This is a genomic window from Pseudomonas palleroniana, from assembly GCF_003031675.1.
In the GTDB taxonomy this organism is placed as follows: Bacteria; Pseudomonadota; Gammaproteobacteria; order Pseudomonadales; family Pseudomonadaceae; genus Aquipseudomonas; species Aquipseudomonas palleroniana.
The window spans coordinates 215,810-240,268 of the sequence record NZ_PYWX01000071.1; the positions used below are offsets into that span (position 1 = coordinate 215,810).

24 protein-coding genes and 1 pseudogene are annotated in these 24,459 nt (G+C 60.9%); 10 read left to right on the forward strand and 15 right to left on the reverse strand.

Annotated features, from left to right (window positions below):
- The first annotated feature begins 13 nt into the window (after positions 1-13).
- Together C9383_RS25450 and C9383_RS25455 are read left to right on the forward strand one after the other, a co-directional pair.
- Positions 14-820: a gamma-carboxygeranoyl-CoA hydratase gene (locus C9383_RS25450; RefSeq protein ID WP_090370146.1), complete on the forward strand. Its 807-nt coding sequence runs from the start codon at positions 14-16 to the stop codon at positions 818-820.
- Complete coding sequence (locus C9383_RS25455) at positions 817-2,742, forward strand: acetyl/propionyl/methylcrotonyl-CoA carboxylase subunit alpha (RefSeq protein WP_090370144.1); 1,926 nt, start codon at positions 817-819, stop codon at positions 2,740-2,742. Before C9383_RS25450 ends, C9383_RS25455 begins: the two co-directional genes overlap by 4 nt.
- Here C9383_RS25455 and C9383_RS25460 read toward each other — a convergent pair.
- Positions 2,739-3,377: a LexA family protein gene (locus tag C9383_RS25460; RefSeq protein ID WP_090370142.1), complete on the reverse strand. Its 639-nt coding sequence runs from the start codon at positions 3,375-3,377 to the stop codon at positions 2,739-2,741. The two genes, C9383_RS25455 and C9383_RS25460, sit on opposite strands and share 4 nt — an antisense overlap.
- A 131-nt stretch (positions 3,378-3,508) precedes the next feature.
- Here C9383_RS25460 and C9383_RS25465 point away from each other — a divergent pair, with 131 nt between their 5' ends.
- From C9383_RS25465 to C9383_RS25480, 3 genes are all read left to right on the forward strand, one after another.
- On the forward strand, positions 3,509-3,697 hold the full coding sequence (locus C9383_RS25465) for a hypothetical protein (protein ID WP_090370141.1): 189 nt from the start codon (positions 3,509-3,511) through the stop codon (positions 3,695-3,697).
- 8 nt (positions 3,698-3,705) lie between these two features.
- Positions 3,706-3,945: a DUF6124 family protein gene (locus tag C9383_RS25470; RefSeq protein WP_090370139.1), complete on the forward strand. Its 240-nt coding sequence runs from the start codon at positions 3,706-3,708 to the stop codon at positions 3,943-3,945.
- Positions 3,946-4,410: 465 nt separating this feature from the next.
- Positions 4,411-5,562 (forward strand): M14 family metallopeptidase, encoded by a 1,152-nt coding sequence (locus C9383_RS25480; RefSeq protein ID WP_090370137.1) that lies wholly within the window; start codon positions 4,411-4,413, stop codon positions 5,560-5,562.
- Positions 5,563-5,579: 17 nt separating this feature from the next.
- Here the strand turns inward: C9383_RS25480 and C9383_RS25485 are convergent, their stop codons facing one another.
- From C9383_RS25485 to C9383_RS25505, 5 genes and pseudogenes are all read right to left on the reverse strand, one after another.
- Positions 5,580-6,119, reverse strand: a complete 540-nt coding sequence (locus C9383_RS25485) for a cytochrome b (protein ID WP_090370135.1) — start codon at positions 6,117-6,119, stop codon at positions 5,580-5,582.
- Positions 6,116-7,198 carry a catalase family peroxidase gene (locus tag C9383_RS25490; RefSeq protein ID WP_090370133.1) on the reverse strand — a complete coding sequence of 361 codons (1,083 nt, stop codon included), beginning with the start codon at positions 7,196-7,198 and terminating at the stop codon, positions 6,116-6,118. The genes C9383_RS25485 and C9383_RS25490 overlap by 4 nt, the downstream gene beginning before the upstream one ends.
- Positions 7,199-7,307: 109 nt before the next feature.
- On the reverse strand, positions 7,308-8,072 hold the full coding sequence (locus C9383_RS25495) for an enoyl-CoA hydratase-related protein (RefSeq protein ID WP_090370131.1): 765 nt from the start codon (positions 8,070-8,072) through the stop codon (positions 7,308-7,310).
- 42 nt (positions 8,073-8,114) lie between these two features.
- A complete protein-coding gene (locus tag C9383_RS25500; RefSeq protein WP_090370128.1) occupies positions 8,115-9,413 on the reverse strand; it encodes a hypothetical protein in 1,299 nt (432 codons plus the stop codon).
- A 19-nt stretch (positions 9,414-9,432) separates the two neighbouring features.
- Positions 9,433-10,995 (reverse strand): annotated as a pseudogene (locus tag C9383_RS25505) (amino acid adenylation domain-containing protein); the annotation flags it as partial.
- Positions 10,996-11,194: 199 nt separating this feature from the next.
- Here C9383_RS25505 and C9383_RS25510 point away from each other — a divergent pair.
- Both C9383_RS25510 and C9383_RS25515 read left to right on the forward strand, forming a co-directional pair.
- Entirely contained in the window at positions 11,195-11,701 is a 507-nt protein-coding gene (locus C9383_RS25510) for a sigma-70 family RNA polymerase sigma factor (RefSeq protein ID WP_090370127.1), read from the forward strand.
- A complete protein-coding gene (locus C9383_RS25515; RefSeq protein ID WP_090370126.1) occupies positions 11,698-12,435 on the forward strand; it encodes an anti-sigma factor family protein in 738 nt (245 codons plus the stop codon). Before C9383_RS25510 ends, C9383_RS25515 begins: the two co-directional genes overlap by 4 nt.
- On the opposite strand, the gene C9383_RS25520 is transcribed toward C9383_RS25515, so the two are convergent.
- From C9383_RS25520 to C9383_RS25550, 7 genes are read right to left on the reverse strand one after another with little or no spacing between them, the layout of a single operon-like run.
- Entirely contained in the window at positions 12,432-13,412 is a 981-nt protein-coding gene (locus C9383_RS25520) for a Csu type fimbrial protein (protein ID WP_174554037.1), read from the reverse strand. The two genes, C9383_RS25515 and C9383_RS25520, sit on opposite strands and share 4 nt — an antisense overlap.
- A 16-nt stretch (positions 13,413-13,428) precedes the next feature.
- Positions 13,429-15,819, reverse strand: coding sequence for a fimbria/pilus outer membrane usher protein (locus tag C9383_RS25525; protein ID WP_090370123.1), 2,391 nt, complete (start codon positions 15,817-15,819; stop codon positions 13,429-13,431).
- Positions 15,820-15,860: 41 nt separating this feature from the next.
- Positions 15,861-16,646, reverse strand: a complete 786-nt coding sequence (locus C9383_RS25530; protein WP_090370121.1) for a fimbrial biogenesis chaperone — start codon at positions 16,644-16,646, stop codon at positions 15,861-15,863.
- Between the two features lie 26 nt (positions 16,647-16,672).
- A complete protein-coding gene (locus tag C9383_RS25535; RefSeq protein WP_060756743.1) occupies positions 16,673-17,173 on the reverse strand; it encodes a Csu type fimbrial protein in 501 nt (166 codons plus the stop codon).
- Positions 17,174-17,177: 4 nt separating this feature from the next.
- A complete protein-coding gene (locus C9383_RS25540) occupies positions 17,178-17,711 on the reverse strand; it encodes a Csu type fimbrial protein (RefSeq protein ID WP_060756929.1) in 534 nt (177 codons plus the stop codon).
- 18 nt (positions 17,712-17,729) lie between these two features.
- Positions 17,730-18,272, reverse strand: coding sequence for a spore coat protein U domain-containing protein (locus C9383_RS25545; protein ID WP_090370119.1), 543 nt, complete (start codon positions 18,270-18,272; stop codon positions 17,730-17,732).
- Positions 18,266-18,766, reverse strand: coding sequence for a Csu type fimbrial protein (locus C9383_RS25550; protein ID WP_428842290.1), 501 nt, complete (start codon positions 18,764-18,766; stop codon positions 18,266-18,268). The genes C9383_RS25545 and C9383_RS25550 overlap by 7 nt, the downstream gene beginning before the upstream one ends.
- 215 nt (positions 18,767-18,981) lie before the next feature.
- Here C9383_RS25550 and zapE point away from each other — a divergent pair, with 215 nt between their 5' ends.
- The 3 genes from zapE (at position 18,982) to C9383_RS25565 (ending at position 23,319) form a co-directional block, all read left to right on the forward strand.
- A complete protein-coding gene (gene zapE / locus C9383_RS25555; protein WP_090370114.1) occupies positions 18,982-20,076 on the forward strand; it encodes a cell division protein ZapE in 1,095 nt (364 codons plus the stop codon).
- Between the two features lie 40 nt (positions 20,077-20,116).
- Positions 20,117-21,421, forward strand: a complete 1,305-nt coding sequence (locus C9383_RS25560; protein ID WP_090372365.1) for a protein kinase — start codon at positions 20,117-20,119, stop codon at positions 21,419-21,421.
- Between the two features lie 170 nt (positions 21,422-21,591).
- Positions 21,592-23,319, forward strand: a complete 1,728-nt coding sequence (locus tag C9383_RS25565) for a M12 family metallo-peptidase (protein WP_143038202.1) — start codon at positions 21,592-21,594, stop codon at positions 23,317-23,319.
- Between the two features lie 54 nt (positions 23,320-23,373).
- On the opposite strand, the gene C9383_RS25570 is transcribed toward C9383_RS25565, so the two are convergent.
- Together C9383_RS25570 and C9383_RS25575 are read right to left on the reverse strand one after the other, a co-directional pair.
- A complete protein-coding gene (locus tag C9383_RS25570; RefSeq protein ID WP_090370111.1) occupies positions 23,374-24,081 on the reverse strand; it encodes a YebC/PmpR family DNA-binding transcriptional regulator in 708 nt (235 codons plus the stop codon).
- Between the two features lie 99 nt (positions 24,082-24,180).
- Positions 24,181-24,459: LysR substrate-binding domain-containing protein (locus C9383_RS25575; protein WP_249031093.1), on the reverse strand; the 279-nt coding region annotated here is incomplete at its 5' end.

The window sequence follows — 24,459 nt, forward strand, 5'->3', positions numbered from 1 at the left end:
GGAGCTGTACCCCATGAGCGATTTCAACACCCTCGAACTGGTCACTGACACGCGTGGTTTCGCCACCCTGTGGCTCAGTCGTGAGACCAAGAACAACGCGTTCAATGCCGAGATGATCCGTGAACTGATCATCGCCCTCGACCAGGTACAGGCCGACCCGTCCCTGCGCTTTCTGGTGCTGCGCGGGCGCGGCAAACACTTCAGCGCCGGTGCCGACCTGGCCTGGATGCAACAATCGGCCGAGCTGGACTACCACACCAACCTGGACGACGCTCGCGAGCTGGCCGAGTTGATGTACAACCTGGCCAAGCTGAAGATCCCGACCCTGGCGGTGGTGCAAGGCGCGGCTTATGGCGGCGCCCTGGGCCTGATCAGTTGCTGCGATATGGCGATTGGCGCCGATGATGCGCAGTTTTGCTTGTCGGAAGTGCGCATCGGCCTGGCCCCGGCCGTGATCAGCCCGTTTGTGGTGCAAGCCATCGGCGAACGCGCGGCGCGCCGCTATGCCTTGACTGCCGAGCGCTTTGGCGGCCAGCGCGCACGGGAAATCGGCCTGTTGGCGGAAAGCTACCCCGCCACTGAGCTGGACCTGCAGGTCGAACAGTGGGTCGCCAACCTGCTGCAAAACAGCCCGGCCGCGATGCGCGCCAGCAAGGATTTGCTGCGCGAAGTCGGCAACGGCGCGCTCACCCCGGCCCTGCGCCGCTATTGCGAAAATGCCATTGCGCGGATTCGTGTCAGCGCCGAAGGCCAGGAAGGCTTGCGCGCCTTCCTGCAAAAACGCCCGCCCAGCTGGCAAGCGCAGGAGCCACGTTCATGAGCAAGCTGACCACCGTACTGGTCGCCAACCGTGGCGAAATTGCCTGTCGCGTGATGCGCACTGCCAAAGCCATGGGCCTGACCACCGTGGCCGTACACAGCGCCACCGATCGCGATGCACGCCACAGTCGCGAGGCAGACATTCGCGTTGACCTGGGTGGCAGCAAAGCGACCGACAGCTACCTGCAAATCGACAAACTGATCGCCGCCGCCCAGGCCAGCGGCGCCCAGGCGATTCATCCGGGCTACGGCTTCCTCTCGGAAAACGCCGGCTTTGCGCGTGCGATTGAAGCGGCTGGTTTGATCTTCCTCGGCCCGCCCGCCTCGGCCATCGACGCCATGGGCAGCAAGTCGGCGGCCAAGGCACTGATGGAAACCGCGGGCGTGCCGCTGGTGCCGGGTTATCACGGCGAGGCCCAGGACCTGGAGACCTTCCGCAGCGCCTGCGAACGTATCGGCTACCCGGTGCTGCTCAAGGCCACGGCCGGTGGCGGCGGCAAGGGCATGAAGGTGGTCGAGGACGTCAGCCAACTGGCCGAAGCCTTGGCTTCCGCCCAGCGCGAAGCGCTATCGTCCTTCGGCAATGGGCAGATGCTGGTGGAGAAGTACCTGCTCAAGCCACGCCATGTGGAAATCCAGGTGTTTGCCGATCAGCAGGGCCAATGCCTGTACCTCAATGAGCGCGACTGCTCGATTCAGCGTCGTCATCAAAAAGTCGTGGAGGAAGCGCCCGCCCCCGGCTTGAGCGTGGAACAACGCAAAGCCATGGGTGAAGCCGCCGTGCGTGCGGCCCAGGCCATCGGTTATGTGGGCGCGGGCACCGTGGAGTTCTTGCTGGACGCGCGCGGCGAGTTTTTCTTCATGGAGATGAACACACGGCTGCAGGTGGAACATCCGGTCACCGAGGCGATTACCGGCCTGGACCTGGTGGCCTGGCAGATCCGTGTCGCCCAGGGCGAACCACTGCCGATCACCCAGGAGCAGGTGCCGTTGATCGGCCATGCGATTGAAGTGCGCCTGTATGCCGAAGACCCGGCCAATGATTTCCTGCCGGCCACCGGGCATCTGGCGCTGTATCGCGAGTCGGCGCCGGGCCCTGGTCGCCGCGTGGACAGCGGCGTTGCCCAGGGGGACAGTGTCTCGCCATTCTACGACCCGATGCTGGGCAAGCTGATTGCCTGGGGCGAAGACCGCGAACAGGCACGGCTGCGGTTATTGAGCATGCTCGATGAGTTCGCCGTTGGCGGGCTCAAGACCAACCTGGGTTTTCTGCGGCGGATCATCGGGCATCCGGCGTTTGCGGCGGCAGAGTTGGATACCGGGTTTATTCCGCGCTATCAGGATGAGCTGTTGCCGCCGCCCGGCGCCTTGTGCGATGAGTTCTGGCAGATGGCAGGCTCGGCCTTCATGCAGAGCCTGCCGACCGCCGATGGCCCCTGGGCGGACACACGCGGGTTCCGCGCCGGGCTGCCGGCCGAGGTCTCCCTGCATTTGAGCAGCGGCGGGCAAGACCGGCTGGTGACGCTGGCGGACAGCACATCGCAGTGGCGCGATGAGCAGTTGCTGACCGAACAGCACGGCGTGCGTCGCAGCCATCTGGCGGTGCGCCAGGGGGCGCTGCTGTATCTGCGCTGGGGCGGTGAGATGCATGCGGTCAGCCTGTTTGACCCGATTGCGGCGGTCGAGGCCAACCAGTCGCATCAAGGCGGCCTCACGGCGCCCATGAACGGCAGTATCGTGCGGGTGTTGGTGGAAGTAGGGCAAAGCGTGGAAGCCGGAGCGCAGTTGGTGGTGCTGGAGGCGATGAAGATGGAGCACAGCATCCGTGCTCCCCAGGCCGGGGTGGTCAAGGCGCTGTTTTGCCAGGAAGGTGAAATGGTTGCCGAAGGCAGTGCCTTGGTGGAGCTGGAAACGGCGGACTAAAATTTCGCGGTGGCTTGCACCACGACGCCGAGGATTCGGCAATCGTCGCTGAATACCTGCTTGGGGTAAGTGGGATTGAGCGGTACCAGGTAGAGCTGGCCGCTCTCTTCCTGCAACTGGCGAAAGGTCGCTTGGGCGCTGTCGGCCCACTGGGCTAGCACCAGCTTGCCAGGTGCGGCGTCGATAGCCGGGTCCACCAGGATCAGCATGCCGGCGCCGATGCTCAGACCGCTGGGCGCCGTCATGGCGTCCCCCATCACGGGTAGCCAGAATGCCTCGCCCTGGGCGTGGTAATCGGTCGGTTCAAAGCGCGCAGTTGCGTAGGTGCCGCGCTCTTCGCGCGTTTCACAGAGCCCTTTCCAGTCGCTGACCGGGTAGCGGAAATACGGGTTGTAGCGTTGCTCGTGGGCCTCTGCCCCCTCATCGATTCGTTCACGAACCTCAAGCGCGACTTCCAGGTACCCCAGGCCGAGTTCCTTCAGCACCCGGTTCATGTCCGCCAGGCTGGGCACGCGGCGTTTATTCAGCCAATGGCCAACGCCCCCCTGGGACATGCCCAGGCGCTCGGCCAATTGATCCTGCGTGACCTTGCGGTCTTTCATGTGGGTTCTGACCAGCGCTATCCATTTATCCATGGCGCCTGACAATACGTTGCGTATTTTCCAGGGCAATAAACAGTTTGTAGTAATCCATAAAACGACATAAATACGATACGTACTATCATCGAACATAAGGTTTTCGACACCCACTCAGAGTAGCGCCCCTTATGATGAACAGCCCGTCTTTACTCGCTCAAACACCTGAATACGACGAACTGCACGGCATGCGCAGTAGCGGCGCGGCCCAGCGCGCGTTGGACTTCTACTTGAAAGAAGATATGTCTGCATCGATGCCGGAAGAGGCCTTGTTCGCCATCCACCCCGGCTGGCCCAGCGCGCGTTGGACTTCTACTTGAAAGAAGATATGTCTGCATCGATGCCGGAAGAGGCCTTGTTCGCCATCCACCCCGGCATCAGCCAGGAGGAAGCCCTGGTCCACGCTTCAGACCTGTTGCGCAGCGCGGCAGCCACGGCCTACGAGTCGGCGAGCAACCATCAGGGCAACCAACGGGACCTGGCATTTTCAGTGGTGTATTTGATTGATATGGCCAAAGCGATGGTGGAACGGTCGCTGCAGGCATCGGTGCCGCCGTCACAGGCATGACGGGCACGCGGGAAAAATATTTCTATCCGACGGATAAAAACATTTGACTTGCAAATGATAATGATTATTATTGGGCTCAGCTGATCGCGAGATCAGTCGATAGACCAAGGGACCTTAGGTCGGACTCTTGGAATATCTCCTCATCAGGCTAATCACGGTTTTTGACCCGGCTCTTTGGCCGGGTCTTTTTTTTTGCCAGTTCCCTGGCATGGCTTCAGGCTAATGAAGACTGTGTGTTGCTCGATGGCGCGCATGGTAGCAAAAGAGCATCAACCAAAGAAAGTCGCATGAACGCTCTAGCCCGTATCTTTGAGAAATAGCGCTTGAGAATCAATCTCATAGATTCTAAGCTGCCAGAGCGTCAAGGATGACGCCCCCTCCCCCTGCAACAATTTTGCATCCAGATTTTTCCTCGCGCCTGTGTAAGATATCCGCCACAACAACTCATAATCAGGCAGCCAGACTATGACCGTGGCCTTGACCTCCATCAAGATCAGCACCGACTTCGACAGCGGCAATATCCAGGTCCTGGATGCCAGCGACGCTTATCAGTTGCTGCTGGCGATCAAACCCGATACCCGCAGCCCGCACTTCCAATGGTTCCACTTCAAGGCTGAAGGCATGCATGTGGGGCACACCCACACCTTCCGCCTGAGCAATGCGGGCCGCTCCTCTTATAAACATGCCTGGAGCGGCTATAACGCCGTGGCTTCGTACGACCATATCAACTGGTTTCGCGTGCCCACGCGCTTTGATGGCGAAATCCTGCACGTCAGCCTCCAGACTCGCGAGAAACAAGTGTGGTTCGCCTACTTCGAACCCTACAGCCGTGAACGCCATGACTGGCTGATCGACCAGGCCCTGAATCGCGCCGGCACTGAGTTGCTCGCTACCGGCAAAAGTGTCGAGGGCCGCGATATCCAATTGCTACGCCGTGGCAAGGGTGGCGAAGGCCGACGCAAAGTCTGGATCATCGCGCAGCAACACCCCGGCGAGCACATGGCCGAATGGTTTATGGAAGGCATCATCGAACGCCTGCAACAGGACGGTGATACCGAGCTGAAAAAACTGCTGTCCGTCGCCGACCTGTACCTGATACCGAACATGAACCCCGATGGCGCCATCCATGGGCATCTGCGTACTAATGCCATGGGCCAGGACCTCAACCGTGCCTGGCAGAGCGCCAATCAGGAAACCAGCCCCGAAGTGCTGTTCGCCCAGCAGCAGATGGAAAAGTATGGCGTCGACCTGTTCCTCGATATCCACGGCGACGAGGAAATCCCCTACGTGTTCACCGCCGGCTGCGAAGGCAACCCCGGCTACACCCCGCGTATCGAGAAACTGGAAAAACACTTCCGCAGCCACTTGAGTGGGTTGACGCGCGACTTCCAGACCACCCACGGCTACACCCGCGACCTGCCGGGCGAGGCCAACATGACGCTGGCCTGCAATGCCGTCGGCGAGAAGTACGACTGCCTGTCGCTGACCCTGGAGATGCCCTTCAAGGACAACGACGACGCGCCCAACCCGAAAACCGGCTGGTCAGGCGAGCGCTCCAAGCAATTGGGCAAGGACGTCTTGAGCACCGTGGCCGATATCGTCACGGCGCTGCGCTAACCTCCCCGCCCCCGGCATCAGACCTTGGTGCCGGTCATGCTTTGCAATACACCATCGCGCCGGATCAGGCCGTGGAACAACGCTGCGGCCAGGTGCAACAGCACCGTCAGGAACAACAGGTAAGCGAGATAACCATGGGCCTTGCGCAACAGCGCAAACAATGGCGCGTTCGCCCCTACCAGTGCCGGCAGTTGTACCGAACTGCTGAGCATCACCGGATCGCCGGCCGCCGAAATCATCGCCCAGCCCAACAAGGGCAACACCAGCATCAACGCGTACAGCACCCAATGGGACGCCTTGGCCGCCAAGACTTGCCACAGAGGCAAATCGGCGGGCAGCGGCGGTTGCCGGGTCGAGAAACGCACCACCAGGCGCACGATCACCAGCGCCAGAATCGCGATACCCAGCGGCTTGTGCAGGTGAATCAGCCACTCGTGACGTTCCGACACGGATGCCACCATGCCCGCGCCGATAAACAACATGGCGATGATCATCAGCGCCATCAACCAATGCAGCAGACGCGCCAGCGGTGCGAAAAACCTGGGTTGAGCATTCATGGCTTCGACTCCTGTGGGGCGCTGTGCAGTGGGCTGACTTCACCCGCGCGGCGCAGGTAGGAACTGGCGTAAGCGGCCGAACGGGCTGCCAGCAATGGGTCGTTGGAGGCTTCGATGCCGCTGGGCAGAATCAGCGGGTCGAAGTTGATATCGCGGCAATCACCGTCCGCCTGGGGCTGGCTGCTTTGCAGCACCAGGGTGCCGGCGTTGAGCACCTTGTGCTCACCGGTCCAGGGCTTGCTGGCGTCGTCCACCGGGTCGCCGGGGTTGGCCAGGGTCATGTTCAATTGCCAACGCAGCGGCCCGGCCGCCAACCGCTGCACCAAGTCTGTTTCCAGGAAATCGCTGCCCGGCGGCGCGCTGTCACCGCTTGCGTCCTGGCTCTGTGGCACCACGCCCCAGCGTACGGCCTGGCGCTTGCCATCGGTGCCTACCAGGTAAAACGCATTGATGCCGTTATAGGTTTGCGTGGCATAGCTGGCTGACGGCTTGGCGGTCTTGACCCACGCCAGGAACGGCGCCGTCTCCGGGTGTGCGGCGAAAAACGCGGGCATGCTCGCAGGATTCGGCTTGCCGGTGGCCGGGTCCGGCGCGCCGGCCTTGAGCAACTGGTAAAACGCCTCGGGCGTGCCCACCGGGAACACCGGCATGCTGTTCATGCCCGTGCGCCATTGCTGGCCGTTGGCCTGGCTGAACTGCAAGGCCAGACTGCGGATCGGCACGCTGCTGTCCGGCGCATAAGGGTTACCGCTGGGCAGGGCAAACCGGCCAATCACCTGGGTTTTCGCCGCGCTGAATACCTCGGCACTGGAGTAGGCACGCGCCTCAGGGCTGCTTTCGAAATAACCGGCTACGCACACGCCCTTGGCATGATTGCGCCGCAAGCCCGGGTGCTGGCCGTTATTGGTTTCCAAGGCATTGACCAAGGTCTTGGGGCGCAGTCGCTGGGGGTCGAGGGTGCCATTGACGTAGGCAAACGCCCCAGCCATAACCGCCACCACACCACCAATACACGCCAGCCTGACGACCAGAGTGGCTGTACTGAGTGGCGGCCGTGGCGGTGATGAATGATCTACCATGAAAAGCTCCAGGGCACGTGGCCGTAGGGGAAATGAGCTATGAGACGAATCCCATGTAGGTTTATTCCCCTTTTACTGTAGTTATTTTCAAAGTAGATGCGCCGCCCTTCTACCTCTGGTTGAAGGAAGCCGCGCGCTTGCCCAAGAACGCCTGCATGCCCTCCTGCTGGTCGGGCGTAGCGAACAGGCCGTGGAACAATCGGCGCTCCAGACGCACGCCCTCGTGCAATCCCACCTCAAGGGATTGCTCCACAGCCTCTCGCGCCGCCCGGGTGGCCGTGCGAGAGAATCCAGCGATTTGTGCTGCCACCGCCAACGCCTGCTCCAACAAAGCCGCCGACGGATAAACACGCGACACCAACCCGGCCTGCTCGGCCTCCTGGGCCGTCATCGGCCGGCCGGTCAATATCAGGTCCATGGTCTTGGCCTTGCCGATCAATCCTGTCAAACGCTGGGTGGCGCCCATGCCAGGCATCACGCCGAGCTTGATTTCAGGCTGGGCAAACGTGGCGGTGTCGGCGGCAAAAATCATGTCGCACATCAACGCCAGTTCACATCCGCCACCAAAAGCGTATCCGGCGACTGCGGCGATGGTGGGCGTACGCAGCCGGGTGAACGCTTCCCAGCCGACGAAATAGTCTTCGTTGAGCATCTCCAGATAGGACTTGCCACTCATCTCCTTGATGTCGGCCCCCGCGGCAAAATAGTCCGTGCCGCCGGTGATCACAAAACAGCCCACCTCAGGATCTCGGTCAAGGGTTTCCAGACAAGAAACCAGTTCGGTCATCAGCGCCGAACTCAGCGCATTTTTGACTTCAGGGCGATTGAGCCTGACCAGAATCACTCGGCCATGACGTTCGACCAATACATTCATAAGCACCTCCACTGATTGATAACCTTCAACGACCCCACGCTCTCAGGAATCCCAGATCGCGCCATAAGCGGGTATCCCTTGGGCTTCCAACGCCTGCACCACACGCTGCGTCAGGTTCTGGTTGGCGATGCAGATGACCGCCTCGATGCCATAAGCCTGGACAGCGCCATAGGCCAGTTGCACAAGGTCAGGTTTACCGCGCTCATCGGTATCCCAGATCAGCGCCTGGGGGTGTGCCCGGAGAATTTCATCCACCAATGCGTCACCGTAAGTTTTGCGCGGGCTGCGGGCCGACCAGATCAACCGTATCGGCACGTTGCCTGCCAGCAGGTGCGGCATGACCGGACCGATGCCACTGCCGGTGGCGACGTAGAGCACCGACTTGAATAGCGTCTCCACATTCGCGACCCCGGCGGTGGTAATGCCCTTGACCCAGACCTGGGCAGGCGGTTGCTCAATGAACCGCCCCGTCCAGTCCCCAGCCCGTGAAATGATCAGGCGAAACCCCGCCTGATCCGGCGCAGGGATATTGGCGAAGGAATGCCATTCCAGCAGTGGGTTCAGGCTGATCGCCGTGGATGAGCCGGCAAACGGTGTGGTGTGGGTCAATTGTGCAATTGCCGCATGCCGGGAAGGCCGCAGCGTGTCGATCGGCACCCGGCGCAAGCGCAGCCACGGCAGGGCGATACTCAAGGTCAGTAACACCAGCACCCAAAATGCACCGCTGGACAGTGGGTTCCCCCCACCTTCGACGGATGCCGTCAGTGTCAGCCCCCAAAACAGCAGCAGCACCCCCCATCCGGCAAACCGGTGAACACGCTCGAAAGCGTTGTGAAAATGCCCACGCATCCAAGGCAGCGCCATGATCAGCATCAACAACAGCAATGCCATCAACACCGCACCCAGCCACATTGCGCTTGACGAAGCATCACCGGGCTCGCGCAAGTACAGGGCCACCTGCATACCGAACATGGCGCAGAACCAGGCTGTCGCCGCCACTGCCCCGCCACTGTGCAGCCCGCCGAAGTGATACACCTTTGCCACCCGGCGCCGAATGCCCAGCGGCCATCCCAGCGGCACGCGGGTGGCCAGCCAGAACAGCCCATTGATCAGGTATTGCTGGCGCACCAAGGTCGCCAGCGAAAGGTTGATCAACACCATCGTCGACAATGCCTGCGTCCCCATGGCCTGCACCCCCTCGCCCAGCCACAGCACCCCTGCATTGCAGGCGATGACCAGTGCAAAGAGACGGTTGTAATAGGAAAACACCGACCACGCGCGCAGGCGCCGCCAGAACCTCGGATGGGGAGGAATCTGGGCTCGGGCCAGTGCAGCAAACATGACCGGCCTCCTTCACGTCCTGCCTTTGTTGCGCCCATTGCAGCAACAGCGCTTTGTCGACCTTACCTCTGGCCGTCAGGGGCAATTGTTCCAGCGCATAGATCGCCGACGGCACGCAGTAGTAGGCCAAGCGTTGTTCGCTCTGATGCCGGCAAGATTCAATATCGGCGCTGGCCGGTGAAACGAAGGCGATCAGGTTGCGCTCGTCCAGTTTCAGCGTGACGGCGCGTACGCATCCCTCCCCGGCTTCCAGTGCAGCCGACACCGCATCCAGCTCCACACGAAAACCGCGCACCTTGACTTGATCGTCCACACGCCCCAGGTGCTCAAGTTGCCCGTCACGCGTCCAGCGCCCCAGGTCCCGCGTGCGAAACATCCTCGCATCGCCGCCCAGGAACGGGTCCGGCCGGTAACGCTGCGCAGTCAGTTGAGCATCATCCAGGTAGCCGGCTGTCACGCCTTTGCCACCGGCCCACATTTCACCGGTTTGCCCTGGTTCACAGGCACGCCCTTGTGCATCGAGGACATACACCGTGTTGTTGGGCGTCGGTGTGCCGATGGTCAGCAATGTGCCGGGGACATGCCGGTGCAAGGTATTGACGATGGTGGTTTCAGTCGGCCCGCAGCCGTTATAGAAATCGCAGTGGCTGGCCCAGCGGTCAGCCAGGGCCTGGGGGCAAGGTTCGCCGGCCACGGCGACCTGCTTGATCCTGGGGCATTGTTGCGGATCGAGCGTGGCCAGGATCGAAGGTGTCGCGATCAACACATCACACTGTGCTGCCGTTTGCGCAATGTCCTTGCCACGGATCAGCAGGGTCGCACCGTGGGCCAGGCAGCCAAGCATTTCCCAGGCGGCCATGTCAAAACCGATATTGAGGATCTGCCCCACGGTGCGGCCAGGCGCCATCCCCATCCGCCCCGGTTCCGTGAGCAGGATATTGCATAGGTTGCGATGGGTGACGCGCACACCGTTGGGGCGCCCGGTAGTGCCGGACGTGAACAGCACAAAACACAGATCGTCCGGGTAGGTAACGGCAAATAGACGATGATTGTCCTGGGCAACCCAGGGTTCTTCGGCGAGAAAGTCATCGAGACACAAGCAGCGCTGCGTCGGTGTTTCAGGGATACGTCCCCTCAGGTTCGACAGGGTCAATATGACCGGGCTGGTCAATGTGTCGAGGACCATGGCCAGTTGCACGGGCGGCACGATCCTGGCGTCCTGGGGGACATACGCCGCGCCGATCTTCATCACCGCCAGCAACCCCACCAACATAGGGATCGACCGCTCGACGAACAGCGCCACCGTATCGCCGCGCTTGACCCCCTGCTCGATCAATCGCACCGCCAGGCGGTTAGCCTGGCGGTTGAGTTGTTCATAACTGATGGGCTGGCCCAAACCGACCGCAGCTATGGCCTGAGGAGCCCGTGCCGCTTGAGCTTCGATGGCGTGGTGCACACAGCTATCGTCGAGCGGAACCAACGGCCCCCGGCCCCACTCTTCAAGCATGTACTGCTGCGCGGCGGGTAAATGAGCGAATGCTTCTGGTGAAAAATACGCTTTATCGGTTGGTGACAACGTCATGGACACACCCTCATCGTTTCACCGCCAACCACGTGCTGGCAGTTACAAGGGTGGAGAGACGGCAATCGCCGCGATTACAGCCTCTCAAGCTATGCAGAAACGTCTGACTCAACACAGAGTGAATTTCTTTTCTCGGCTGATGGAATAACCTACAGGGGCCTGCGTCTTCCTCAGTACAACCGACCAGACTTCCACTGCCATGCATGAACTCGACGAACAGTTACGTGAACTCATCCCCAGGTTGCGGCGTTTTGCCGTGTCCCTGACGCGTAACACCAGCAGCGCCGACGATCTGGTGCAGTCGACCCTGGAACGGGCAATCACCCGCTGGGCCGATAAACGTAGCGAAGGTGATCTGCGTGCCTGGCTGTTCTCGATTCTCTACCGGCAGTTCCTCGACGCTCACCGGCGCAGCCGTCGGTATGCGCGCATGCTCGAATTCTTCACCGGCCGTGACGACGCGCACCCTTCGGCAGAACGCTCGGTCATGGCCCAGTCGACCCTGCAAGCCTTCGACCAGCTCAACACCGAACAACGCGCCCTGCTGCTCTGGGTCAGTGTCGAGGGCTTGAGCTACAAGGAAGTCGCCGACATCCTCGACGTACCGCTCGGCACGGTGATGTCGCGTCTGTCCCGGGCACGCCAAGCCTTGCGCCAACTCAGTGACGGCGACATCGCCAGCCCTTCCCTGCGGATACTCAAATGATCAGCCTGCCCCCCAGCGAACGCGATTTGCATGCCTATGTTGACCACCAGTTGTCGGAGAGCGACCGCCGTGTGCTCGAAACCTGGCTGGCCGCCCACCCCGACGCCGCGGCTCAAGTGCACGCATGGCAACGCGACGCGCAGTTGCTGCGCGCTTCCTTGAGCGGCGCCTTGCAACAGCCGGCCAACCCCGAGCTGGACCCGACGCTGGTTCGCCGGCGCCTCAAGCATCAGACACGCCGCCACGTCGCCAGCGCTGCCGTTCTGTTGATCGCCGTCAGCCTCGGCGGGCTGGGCGGCTGGCATGCCCGCGAAGCCACTCAAGCGCCGACGTTGCCGATGGCCGATGCGATGCAAGCATTCCGCTTGTTCGCCCAGGACGGCATCATGCCGGCCGACTACCAGACCCAGGACGGCGGCGCCATGCAGGCGTGGCTGGACCGTTACTTCAACCGCGCCCATCGCCTGCCCGACCTCAGCCCATCGGGCTTCAAACCGGTCAGCGGGCGCCTGCTCACGACCGATCAAGGCGCGGCCGCCATGGTGCTGTACGAGGACGCACAAGGTCACCGCCTCAGCTTCTACATCCGGCCACCCGGCCCGAACAACGGGTTCCTGCCCCATGGCAGCCGCAGTGCCGACGGTTTAGAGGCGCAGTATTGGTCCGGCGGCGGTTACAACTACGCCATGGTCAGGCCGGCGGACCAGCCGGGCACGCCGCTGCTGAAGTTCTAGAACCCCACATCCAGCACCACGTTGTCGAGGTAGGTGCCACCCGGTGGCGTGGCCTGGTCGGTGTAGATCCGGGCGTTGTAGTTGAACACCTGGCTGCCGGTGCCCAGGCCGTTGCCGGGGTTGATTTCCGCCGAGGCACTGGCGCGCCGCGACGCGCCCACGCTGCCCCAACGGGTGGTGCCGGCGCCCTGGAAGATGTCGTAGGCCAAGAGATTACTGCCGGAAATCATCTGCCGTCGTCCGCCCACACTCACCGGGTTCTGCCCGTCGCCGAGGCCGACGGTGTAGGCGCTGCCCTTGGTGCAGGCAACACTGGCCTGGCCGTTGACGGTGGTGAAAGCGCTGACCACCGGCGCACTGCCGAACGCGATCGCCGGCGTGGTGATCTGACAGTCATTGGCAACGGTCATGCTGACGTTCAGCGTGCTGGTGCCACTGCCGATATCGCGCCCTGCGCAGATACCGCCGATGCCAATGCCCGCGCAATAATTCCAGCTCCATAAAATACTCAGTGTCTCGCTGTACACGCCTGCCGCCACGTTACTGCCAACGGTGGTGGCAAAGTAGAGTGGCAAGGTTTTGGTGCCGGGGCCGAACACCAGCCCCAAGTTCGCGGCAATGCCGCCACTGCCGCCGAAATCAAATGCGCTGCCCCGCGTTATCGGGAACGAGGTGGTGTTGTTGCCGTACACCGTGTAGCTGATGACATCACCCGTCGGCCCGAGCATGCCGCCTTGCGCCGAACCGGTAATGGTCGCGTAGAAGTGATCACCGGACGTCAGTACCGACAGCAACGCCGGTGTGCAGTTGATGCCACCGTTGGTGGTCGAACTGGGCTGGGACGTGGTACGTACCGTCATCGAGCTGACTGCCGTGCCGAAGCTGGCCGGCACGGTGGCCACCGCCGAACAGGCGGCTTGCACCGGTATCGATACGGCCAAGCTCGCCACCCCCCACAGCCATTCCTTGACCCGCACACGCACACTCCTTATGTCATTGGCACACCAGCGGCCCGATCAGCGGCACCTGTTCCCGAGTGGTATCCAGTTCAAACCTGGCCTGGCACGTCTGGCCATTGCCGAGGGTAACTTGCAAGGTGTTATGGGCCGCCAGGTTTTCCAGGTACACCAGGCCATCCCAGCCCACCACCGCCAGCGCGCCGCTTTGCTCGTGACGTACCTGGCTGCCCAGGGGCAGTTCCGCATGCTGGGCATCGACCAGCGTGATACTCGCCGACAGCACCCGACGCATCGGGAACTCGAGCAGATAACCGCTGCCCCGGCGCACGGCCACGCGTTGCTCAACGTTGGGGACTTGCACACTGGCCGGCAGGTTCAGCGGGTCAATCTCGTATTTGGCGCGGTAATACGCGCTGGTCCACGGCACCAGCAGGTGGCCGTTGCGATCGGTCTGGCCCACCACCTGGTTTTCATAGCGCACCGGTACACCGCTGAAGCCATCGGTACTCACCACCACAAATGCATCGTTGACGCGGTTGGCAGCGAACACCTGATGGTCCATCCACACCAGTGAGCCGCTGGCATCCGCCCAACGGGTTTCGCTGTCGCGGCTGCCATATACGCCTGCCTGCAACTGCACCGACTGCAAACGCCAGGTCAGGTCGGCCTGACGATAAGCCGGCCCATCACCGCTGGCGTAACCCAGGTTGACGCCCACCCCGCCTTCGGCCGGCACGGCGCGGCTGTAATTGACCCGTTGCAGGCTTTGCCCGGTCTTGCTGCGTTCGCTGCCGACGCTGAGGCTGCCGTAAACGTCGAACGGAATCACCAGTTGCGCCTGCACCGCCCAACTGCTGTCGCCCACCTCATGGTTGGCCGACAGGTAAAAACTGCTGTTGCGCCACAGCGGTTTGCTCCAGGTCAGGTTTACCAGGCGCGTACGTGAATCATCCGCCGCCTGCACATCAAAATAACCGACGCCCAGGCTGCCGAAATCGTTGAGGTTCAGACTCAAGGTCGCCTGCTGGCTGCGTTTGCTGAGGCTGGCGTAAGGCGTGTCGATCAGGCTCAGGTCGGCGTATTGATCGCGACGCTCTACCCGTTGGTACGACAGGCTGTAGAGCGGGTTGCTGTATTGGTAGCCCAGGCTCAATTGCTGGCCGGTCTTGCCGTCATACTGGCTTTGGCTGATCGCCGTGTTGAGCACACCGAAGGTGCCCATTCGCAGGTTGCCACCCACGCCGCCCAGGGTCAGGTCGTTAGAGGCTTCCGCGTGGCTTTCCAACGTGAAGGCATCGGACAGCCCATGGCGAAACGTAGCGCTGACCAGCCCAGGGCCATAACCAAAATCACGCACGGTGTAGTCGCGACGCAGATTGCCCGCCGCTACCGAAAAGTCCGACAAGCCCTGTTGCAAAAGCGTACTGGTGACATAGAAGGGTACCGTGGTCGAGACTTGTCGGCCCAAGGTGTCGGTGGTGACCACCACCGCTTCCCCAGCACCATTGATAAACGGCACGTTGGTCAGGGTGTAGGGACCCGGCTGCAAATCGGCACTGCTGGTTTTATAACCATTGATAAACAAATCCACCGACGATGGCACCGCCGCCTCGCCCGAGAATTGCGGCAATGGGTAGGTCACCAGGTCCGGGCGTACCGCAAAGTCCCGCGACACCTGCACCCCGCCCAGGCGCACCGAAGTGCTCCAGGGCAACGCGGCGCTGATCACATCCCCCGCTTCGTAGGTCAGCAGGCGTTCATCATCGGAAAACCGCCAGGTGGTGTCATACCGTCGGTAACCGTTATCCAGGCTGCTGCCGACGGTCTCACGACCAATGGTGGCGCGGTACTGCCCGGTGTTGGACAAGGTTCCCCAGGTATCGAACAGCCGCACTTCGTTGAAGACGCCCAGGTAAGTAGCCGCGTCATCGGTGTCGTTCAGATAGGCGTCGTAGTTGAGCATCGCGCCAAAGCTGGTCAACGCGGGAGTGCGTGGGGAGTTGTCGCGATTGCCGATAAACTGCTCAGGCAACCAGGGGGGCGGCACGGTGAGCACCAGCCGCTGGCCCTGGCTGTCGTAGTCGCTGTGCAGGCCCGGCAGGTTATCCAGCGCGATTTCGCTGCCGACGTCGGCAGGCAGTTTCATGCCCACCTCTTGCAACACCGAGGCCGGCAGGAACAACTGCCCGGCTCTCTGATTGACCGCGACCACACGGCCGGTGTCCTGCTGGTTGACCACCAGTTCCAGGAACAACTGTGCATCAGCAACGGCCTCCATGCTGCTGGGCGGTGGCGGCAACGGTGCAGCCATGCCCAGCGGCGCAAGCGCCAGGCCGGACAAGCCACCCACCCACACCCTTCGCCATAACCCTGGAGCCTGACCTTGGCTCACCACTACTTTGTGTCCGTCAATGGACATCTCCATCCGTTAACATCCGGGGCTGCTCCATGCCCTAGCGCATTGCCCTACCGCCCCGGCGCCAGGCTCTCCAGCTGCGTTGCACCATTGATGCGGACCTGTAGCGGCTGATCAACGGGTAACCCGTCCGGCACCGGCCAGCGCATGGTCGCGCCCGGCAACACGTAGCCCAACAAGCCCTCCACCAGCGGCCGAGGCTGGCCGCCCTGTTTGAACGCGGCATCGGTCAAACGCGCATGCACGGCGCCCTGGTTGCGCATTTCGACGTAGCTGCGTGCGCCCACCGTGACCTTCTTCCAGCTCAAGTCCGGTTTGCCCGCCCCCTTCGGGTCGCGATCACGGGTGCCGTCGTCCCTGCTCCACAGGCCCGGCCCATAGGCGAACAGTGGCACTGAATAACGCATCTGGAAGCGGATCGCTGCAGCGGTCTTGCCATCGGCCGGCGTGGCGATGGGTGTGGCCGATGGGATTTCATCGATGATGATGCGATAGGCCAGCTCCTGGCCCGGCGGCACGTCTTTGGTACGGGTCAGGCGCACCAGTTGCTTCTGCCCCGGCTCGATCTTCGCCACCGGCGGGCTGCCGATCACGTCGCGCTGGTTGTGGTACTGCTCGTCGAAACCCTGTTGGGTCCAGGCAAACACACGGATTTGCAGGTTGGCGGTCTCGGTGCCGCGGTTCTCCAGCCACAGGGCGCTGGCCTGTTGATCGGCCTCCAGCACCGGGTCAATCGGCCAGATCAACACGGAACTGGCAGCCTGCACGTTCGCCACGCCCAGTACCATCATGCTGATAACACCCGCGATCCATCCTCGCCGGGAAGCTGCATCCATAAATCCCACTCCTTGTGCCGATCGCTTTACCACGACAGCTGCACCTGCAGCGTATCGCTGTACGTCCCCCCAGGCTGGTTGCCCGGTAACTGCACTCGCCCATAAATCGGCAAGGTGATGTTGTTGGCGTTGCTGTAGGTCACACTGACGCTCTGGCTGATCCCCAGGCTCTGGCTGAAGGCCGCGTCCCGAAACAACTGGTAAGCCACTTGGGCGGTGCCGCTATTGAGCTGCATCCTCCGGCCGCTGGCGTTATACAAACCGCCATCGACACTCATGTTCAGCGCAACCCCTGGCGTGCATTGCAAGGTCACACCCCCGGTGAGCGCGACGGACGCCGTGCTGGTCGCCAGCGCTGAGTACGTGCCGAACGCCAGGCTGCCGTAATTCGTGCCGCCGCCGACCACCAGGCACCCCGGGGTGATCGTCGCACTGACCTGGAACGACTGGCTGGTCACCGCCAACAGCGACACCGGCATGCCCCAGCCCACGCACACCAGCAACGCCGCCCACCCAACGCGATTCATGCACTTAGAAGGTCAGGGTCACGGCAACGGTGTCTGTGTACGTGCCGGCCGGCAGCCCCGCCTTGCCGGTAGCCTTGCCGTAGATATTCACGGCCTGGGCAACCCCGGTGCTCGGCGCCAGGTTGATCACCCCTCCGATGGCCAACAGGTTCGAGTGGCCGCTGTCGGTGTAAAGGTCGTAGGGCACGTAATTGGCCACGCCGTCGTACAGCGCGCGCCCACCACCGGCGGACTTGCCATCGTTGGCCCCTGCGGACACCGTCAACGAGGGTGAAGTACCGGCCGAACACAAGATCGACAACGCTCCGCCGCCGCCGCCCAGCACCTGGCCGGTCGCTTGGGTGAACAGGCTATTGGCGGTACCGAAGTTCAACGCACCGAAACTCATCCCGCCGGTCGCCGCCGCACCGTTGACCAGGCAACTGCTGGTCAACACCAGGGTCGAGGTCACCGTGCCAGCCACCGTGGCCGCCTGCGCAGCCGACACCCACGCCAGCGCCATCAAGGGGAAAACTGCTTTGGAGACAAGTGCATGCATGATGTTCATCCTCATGGTTTACCAATCCAGAGTCACCGTCAGGGTGTCTGTATAGATGCCGGCCGGTAAGGCCTTGGTATTCGCCACCACCAAGCCGAATAACAGGATCGGGATGTGTGTCCCCTTGGTCATGACGAAATGGTGTTGCTGACCGATGCTGTAGGAGATTCTCCCCAACGGATCGGCCGACAACTGATACGGAATGCTCTGACGACCATTGCTCAGGCGCCGGACAGTGCCGTCACCATTGGTGCCACCGTCGATGGTCACTTTAAAACTGCTCACCACCGACGGATTGCAGGACACCGACAACGGCGCCTTGGTGACGTCGGTAACGACCGCGCCCAGAGGGTTGGTCCAGGTCGGGCCCTGGCTGCCGAAGTCGAGCATGGCGGTGCCGCCGGTAGCATTGAGCGGCGTAGTCACCCCACCTTTGCTCACCTCGCAACTGGCCGTGATCACCAGGCGCGCCTGAATCTGCCCGCTGACCGCCGCCTCAGCGTCACCCGCCAACAGCAACAAGCCGCCCACGGCTACCAGGGCCCAACCCCGGCTTACCATGTGACGGTGACCTTGAGCAGGTCGGAATAGCGGCCGACGGCGGGAATATCCCTCAACGGTTCGATACGGCCATACAGCGGCAGGTCGACGCTGCCGGAGTCCGGCACGCGCCCGCTCAACGATTCATTTACAGGCAAGGGGATGCGACGCGCGGCGTCAGCGTACAGGCGATAGGGAATGGGCCGAGCCGAAGGCGCAGCCGTGGCGAGGTAACGCACTTCACCGACGCCACCATGCAAGCCACCGTCCACGCGCACTTGGTAGGGCGTATCGGGGTTACATTCAAGGCGCGGTTGACGCTGGCTGATCAGGGCCGCGCTCAAGGGACCGGCCGGGTCGTCCAGGCGCGGGCCACTGCCGAAGTCCAGCACACCCAGCTGTTCGATACCGGCACTGCGGGTGGTGCCCACCAATTGGCAGCCGCGCTGTACGTCGATGCGCACCACCACTTGCAGTTGCGCGCCGTAGACCGTACTGCCAAGCATGGCGCCCATGACGGCCAATACTGTGTGTCCCTTCACAGCCCCAATTCCTTATACAGGGGTACAAACTTTGTATGAGGTTAGTCATTTAGCAAGAATCTGCCAGTTTGCGCGGAATCCCCCACCCGTCATGCCTTTTTGAGATAACGGCTTGCCTGCTTCTCTATTGGTCAAATCGCGCTCAAGCCCCTAAAGTGAGCGACCCCCGAAACACAGAGCGACTCGTATTGGCCGTGCTTTCCCTGATCCAACGCCTGCTGGGTAAAAAAACCGACGCCTCGGACACCTCGCCCATCGCCGCTTTCTTTGCACAAAAAGCCGCGCAACAGGGCTACACCCTCAGTACCGGCCAGACCCAGGCAATTGCTGCCCTGGCCCGAGAAACCCGGCAACTGCTCGGCGGTCAGCGCACACGCAGCCTGTACCTGCATGGCCCGGTGGGGCGCGGTAAAAGCTGGCTGCTCGATGGGTTTTTCCAGGCGCTGCCGATCGACGAGAAGCAGCGCGTGCACTTCCACGATTTTTTCGCCCGCCTGCACCGGGGCATGTTCCAGCACCGCGAACACACCGATGCCCTGGCCGTCACCCTGGATGAACTGCTGGCAGGTTGTCGCGTGCTGTGTTTCGACGAGTTCCATGTCCACGACATCGGCGATGCGATGCTGATCAGCCGCTTGTTCAAGGCGCTGTTCCAGCGGGGCATCTGGGTGTTGGTGACGTCCAATTACCCCCCCGAAGGGTTATTGCCCAACCCCCTTTACCACGAACGCTTCAAGCCGGTGATCGACCTCATCGCCGCACGCATGGACGTGTTGGAGGTCAGTTCGCCGCAGGACTTCCGCAGCCTGCCCCAGGCCCATGCCGAACAACGGTTTACCGAAGGGCAATATGTGTGGCCGGGCACTGCGCAGCAGCGCGAAGACCTTGGACTGCCCGCCACCGACTCACCACCGCACCGCTTGAGCGTCGGCACCCGGCAATTGACTTACCGCCATCGGCAGGCACGCACCATCGCTTTCACCTTCAACGACCTGTGCGAGCAACTCACGGCGGTGATGGATTACCTGCTGCTGTGCCAGGACTACGACCATTGGATCATCGACGGCCTGCCCCAACTGGCAGAATGCCCCATCGCCGTGCAACAGCGTTTTATCAACCTGGTGGACGTGCTTTACGACCGCGATAAGCGCCTGACCCTGATCGGCCACCAGCCCCTGCCGCTCGCCATGGAAGGCCAGGCCATCGATCTGGCCCGCACGGCGAGCCGCCTGAGTCAATTACAAACGGTCTGCCCGCAATGGGCATCCGACCCGGTATCATGAGCGGCATTTACACCTACCTTGCCGAGTGATCGCGCCGTTCATGAATACCCTCGCCCAACTCAAGGCCGGCCAATTGGCCGGCACCCGACGCCTGGACCTGTCCTGTGGGCTGACCGAATTCCCGCCGGAAATATTTGAACTGGCCGATTCCCTGGAGATCCTCAACCTCACCGGCAATGCCCTGAGCAGTCTGCCCGACGATCTTCACCGCCTCACCCACTTGCGCATCCTGTTCTGTGCGAACAACGCCTTTACCGAGTTGCCGGAATGCCTGGGCCAATGTGCCAAGCTGAGCATGATCAGCTTCAAGGCCAACCAGCTCAGCCATGTGCCCGCAGCCGCCCTGCCACCGCGGCTGCGCTGGCTGATTCTCACCGACAATTGCATCCGCCAATTGCCCCACAAACTGGGAGAGCGGCCACTGCTGCAAAAGCTCATGTTGGCCGGCAATCAACTGGAGCACTTGCCGCAAAGCCTGGCCCGTTGCCACAACCTCGAGCTGATCCGCATCGCCTCCAACCGTTTCACCCATTTGCCCGAATGGCTGCTGAACCTACCGAGCCTGACCTGGCTGGCCTATGCCGGTAACCCGGTGGAAATGGCGGCGGTAGCGGCCGATGAGCACACGACGGTGAATATTCCCTGGCCTGAGCTGGAACTGGCCGAGGTACTCGGCGAGGGTGCGTCCGGGATCATCCGCAAAGCCCTGTGGAAGCCTTTGGCCAAACCTGTCGCGGTCAAGCTGTACAAAGGCACCATCACCAGCGACGGCTCGCCCTTGCACGAAATGCAAGCCTGTATTGCCGCGGGCCTGCATCCGAACCTGATCAAAGTGCAGGGCCGCGTCGTCGACCACCCCGACGACCAGGCCGCGCTGGTCATGGACCTGATCGACCCGAGTTATCGCAACCTGGCCGCCCTGCCCAGCTGGGACTCTTGCACCCGGGATATCTACGAAGCCGATACCCGCTTCAGCCTTGAGGTGGCGTTGCGCATGCTGCGGGGCGTGGCGTCGGTGGCGGCGCACCTGCATCGGCAGGGCATCACCCATGGCGACTTGTACGCGCACAATATCTTGTGGAATGCAGCGGGCGATTGCCTGCTGGGCGATTTCGGCGCGGCCTCGTTCCATGCTATGGCGGACACGCTGGAAACCAGGGCGTTGCAAAGGATTGAAGTTCGGGCGTTCGGGGTGTTGCTGGGAGAGTTGTTGGAGCGGGTCGAGCCGGGGTTCAGTGGCGAAACACGATGCCGCCTGGAAGCGTTACACGCCCATTGCCTCCAAACGGATGTATTGGCGCGTCCAAGCTTCGAGGACATCACAGTTAGTTTGCAGGATATTTAAATAGCGCAAACTTATGCAGTCATAGATTAGAGGGTGCGGCTCCAGACGCACCCTACAGAACATTGGAAACATCCAAATATATAGCGCCTCTGGAAAAGCCATGAATTCCCGATAAGATCGCCACCCCAGTCCATTGCAATCCGCAATATTTATAGACACAAGGTGCAACTATGATCATCCGGATGCCCGCCCCACCCCACCAAACTTTTCAACCTCATCTGGATCATCAGCCCGTTGCCGAGCGCACGCCTGGAACTGCTGCATTTAAAACGCCTAAAAACTACGACCGAATCACCACTTCCTTTTCTTCCCCTTCTACTTCCTCTCTGGATCTTACACAAACAAACCTTCCAGCCGGGCTTCCGCTGCCGAAAGATAAAATGCTTTCCTTTCTATACAGTGAAACCCAGAAGAAATGGTATTTGACCGGTAAGGACGTCAATTACTCATCGCCGTTCAGAGTCGGATCTTCCATTCCAAACTATCCCGCCCCTATCACGCTCTACTCGATATCCAGCAATAACTGGATACCTGCGGTCAGCTTGCCGACGCACGCCAAGGATAACGACTTGATCGTGATCGAGTCGTCTGCGGACAAGCCTGTAACGATAGAAGGGAAAAATATCGTGCCTGCGCAGAGCGCTATCTTGAACAAGGATGAAAAACGCATTTATCAATACTCCGAAATTGATAAAGGCTGGAAGCTGTTCACGCCACAGAAAAATCCCACCCCATCGATCGCGCCCATCGAACCAAAGCCCGTAATGCCCGAGGCGCAAGAGGCCAAAGCGCTGAAACTCGAGGGCAAAAAAACAATATTTTTATTGGATGACGCCGCCAACGAAAAAACCGTCAAACTCCCCGACATTGCCAATGACAATGATCTGGTCAGGCTCACATCAAGCGCTAGACAGACTTTTAATATCAATACATCCAATATAAACAATCGCAGCGCAATGACATTGGATAAAGGGGAAGAATACATATTCAAATACATCACAAAAAACAAAAAATGGGAAATGATACGTGCCCCGGAGAAATTCTTTGACATTAAGACCCTGGCCAATAGCCAAGTACCCGACCTGAGCAAGCCCAAAACTTATATTGAAATTTCCAAAAACGCCATCTCGCCAAATTTGAAACTTCCCAGCAGCCAGCCGCCTGGGTCAGAGGTCATCGTGAGTTCCTCTTCGAGCCACCACACCATGGTTGACATGGGAAACTCACAAGAAACCGTCAAGCCTGGGGAGGTGGTCGTTTTCAAAGTTGATAATAATAAAAAGTGGAAAAGGGAAACGGTTACCATCGATTTGCTTTTTCTCTACAACAATGAATTGCCGAAAGAACTGAGCAAAGACAAAATACAAAAACACGTCAAGCAGTCCATGAATGAAACCAACCAGGCACTGGTCAATTCAGGGGCAAACTTCACCTACCGAGCCGTTGCAGTGAAAGAGTTTGAAGATAATCAAGGCTGGGCCAAAACAAATACCAGCCATGTTTTAAATCAACTCAGAAATGACCCGCGAGCCCAGGCCATGCTGGATGACGTTAAAGCCGATGGTATGTTTTACCTTGCAAATCTCAAAGACCCTGCGGCATCAGGAAGAGCATTCCTTGGGCCGGGCAAGAAAGAAATGATTGCCACCTCAAACACTTACTCAACCTATGTCATCAGGCATGAGCTCGCCCACAATATGGGTGTAACTCACGCAGGGGAAGACTTCGGCCCGTCTCAGGGCTTGGCCGGTAAAACCGTGATGGGCCACTCCTTGAACCTGTATTACTCCACGCCACATCGCTATACGGACGAAGGAGAACCCCTGGGCATTGAAGGAAAAATCGACGCCGTTGGCGCCATGAACAAAATCTCCGCTGAAGTCGCTGCCTACCGATAAAACACAGAACAACCTGCGGGCACCAGAACGGCTCCGCAGGCGGGTTCGCAAGGGTCAGCCGGCCAAACCGACGAACATATCCTGCACGTCATCATGGTTGTCCAGGCCTTCCAGGAAGGCTTCGACTTCGGCCATCTGCTCATCGGTCAAGCCGCTGACCGGGTTCTTCGGCACATAACCCAGCTTGGCCGACAGCACGGTGAAGCCCTGCTCCGGCAGTGCTTTCTGCACAGCGTCGAGGTCGGTGGTCTCGGTGATGAACAGGGTGGTGCCCTCTTCCTCGCCGTCTTCAAAATCCTGGGCGCCGGCTTCAATAGCGGCCATTTCCGGGTCCGCGTCCGGGGTGTCCGGCGAGGCTTCGATCAGGCCGACATGGTTGAAGTCCCAGGCCACGGAGCCGGAGGCACCCAGTTGGCCCTTGCGGAATGCCACGCGGATTTCCGCCACGGTGCGGTTGATGTTGTCGGTCACGCACTCGACGATCAACGGCACCTGATGCGGGGCAAAACCTTCATAGGTGACACGGTGGTACTGCACGGTTTCGCCCAGCAGGCCGGCGCCTTTCTTGATGGCGCGGTCCAGGGTTTCCTTGGGCATCGAGGCCTTTTTGGCCTGCTCCACCACCAGACGCAGGTGGGCGTTGGTCGCGGTGTCGGCACCGTTACGGGCGGCGATGGTGATCTCTTTCACCAGCTTGCCGAAGATCTTGCCCTTGGCATTGGCTGCCGCTTCTTTATGTTTGACTTTCCACTGTGCGCCCATGACTCACTCTCTTTTATCCATCGCGCCGAAACGTCTACTGGCCGGCGCTTTGGGGGCAGAGTTTATAGGGCAAGAACGCTCCAATCCACCAAAAAACCGTCAAGCGGCCAACTCGAAAAACGCCTGGATCAAGCGCAATGAGCGACGTCGCTCCAGGCAACCGAGCAGGTGCCGGTTGACCAGCCCATCACCTTGCAAGGCAATCGCCTGTACCCGAGGGTCGGGGCTGACCTCCATTGACGACACCACGCCCACGCCCAATTGCGCGGCGACGGCTTCGGTGACCGCTTCACGGCTGTCCAGCTCCAGCAACACCCTCGGCTGTACACCGCCCGCCTGGCAGGCGTCATCAAAGGTACGGCGGGTGATGGAGCCGGG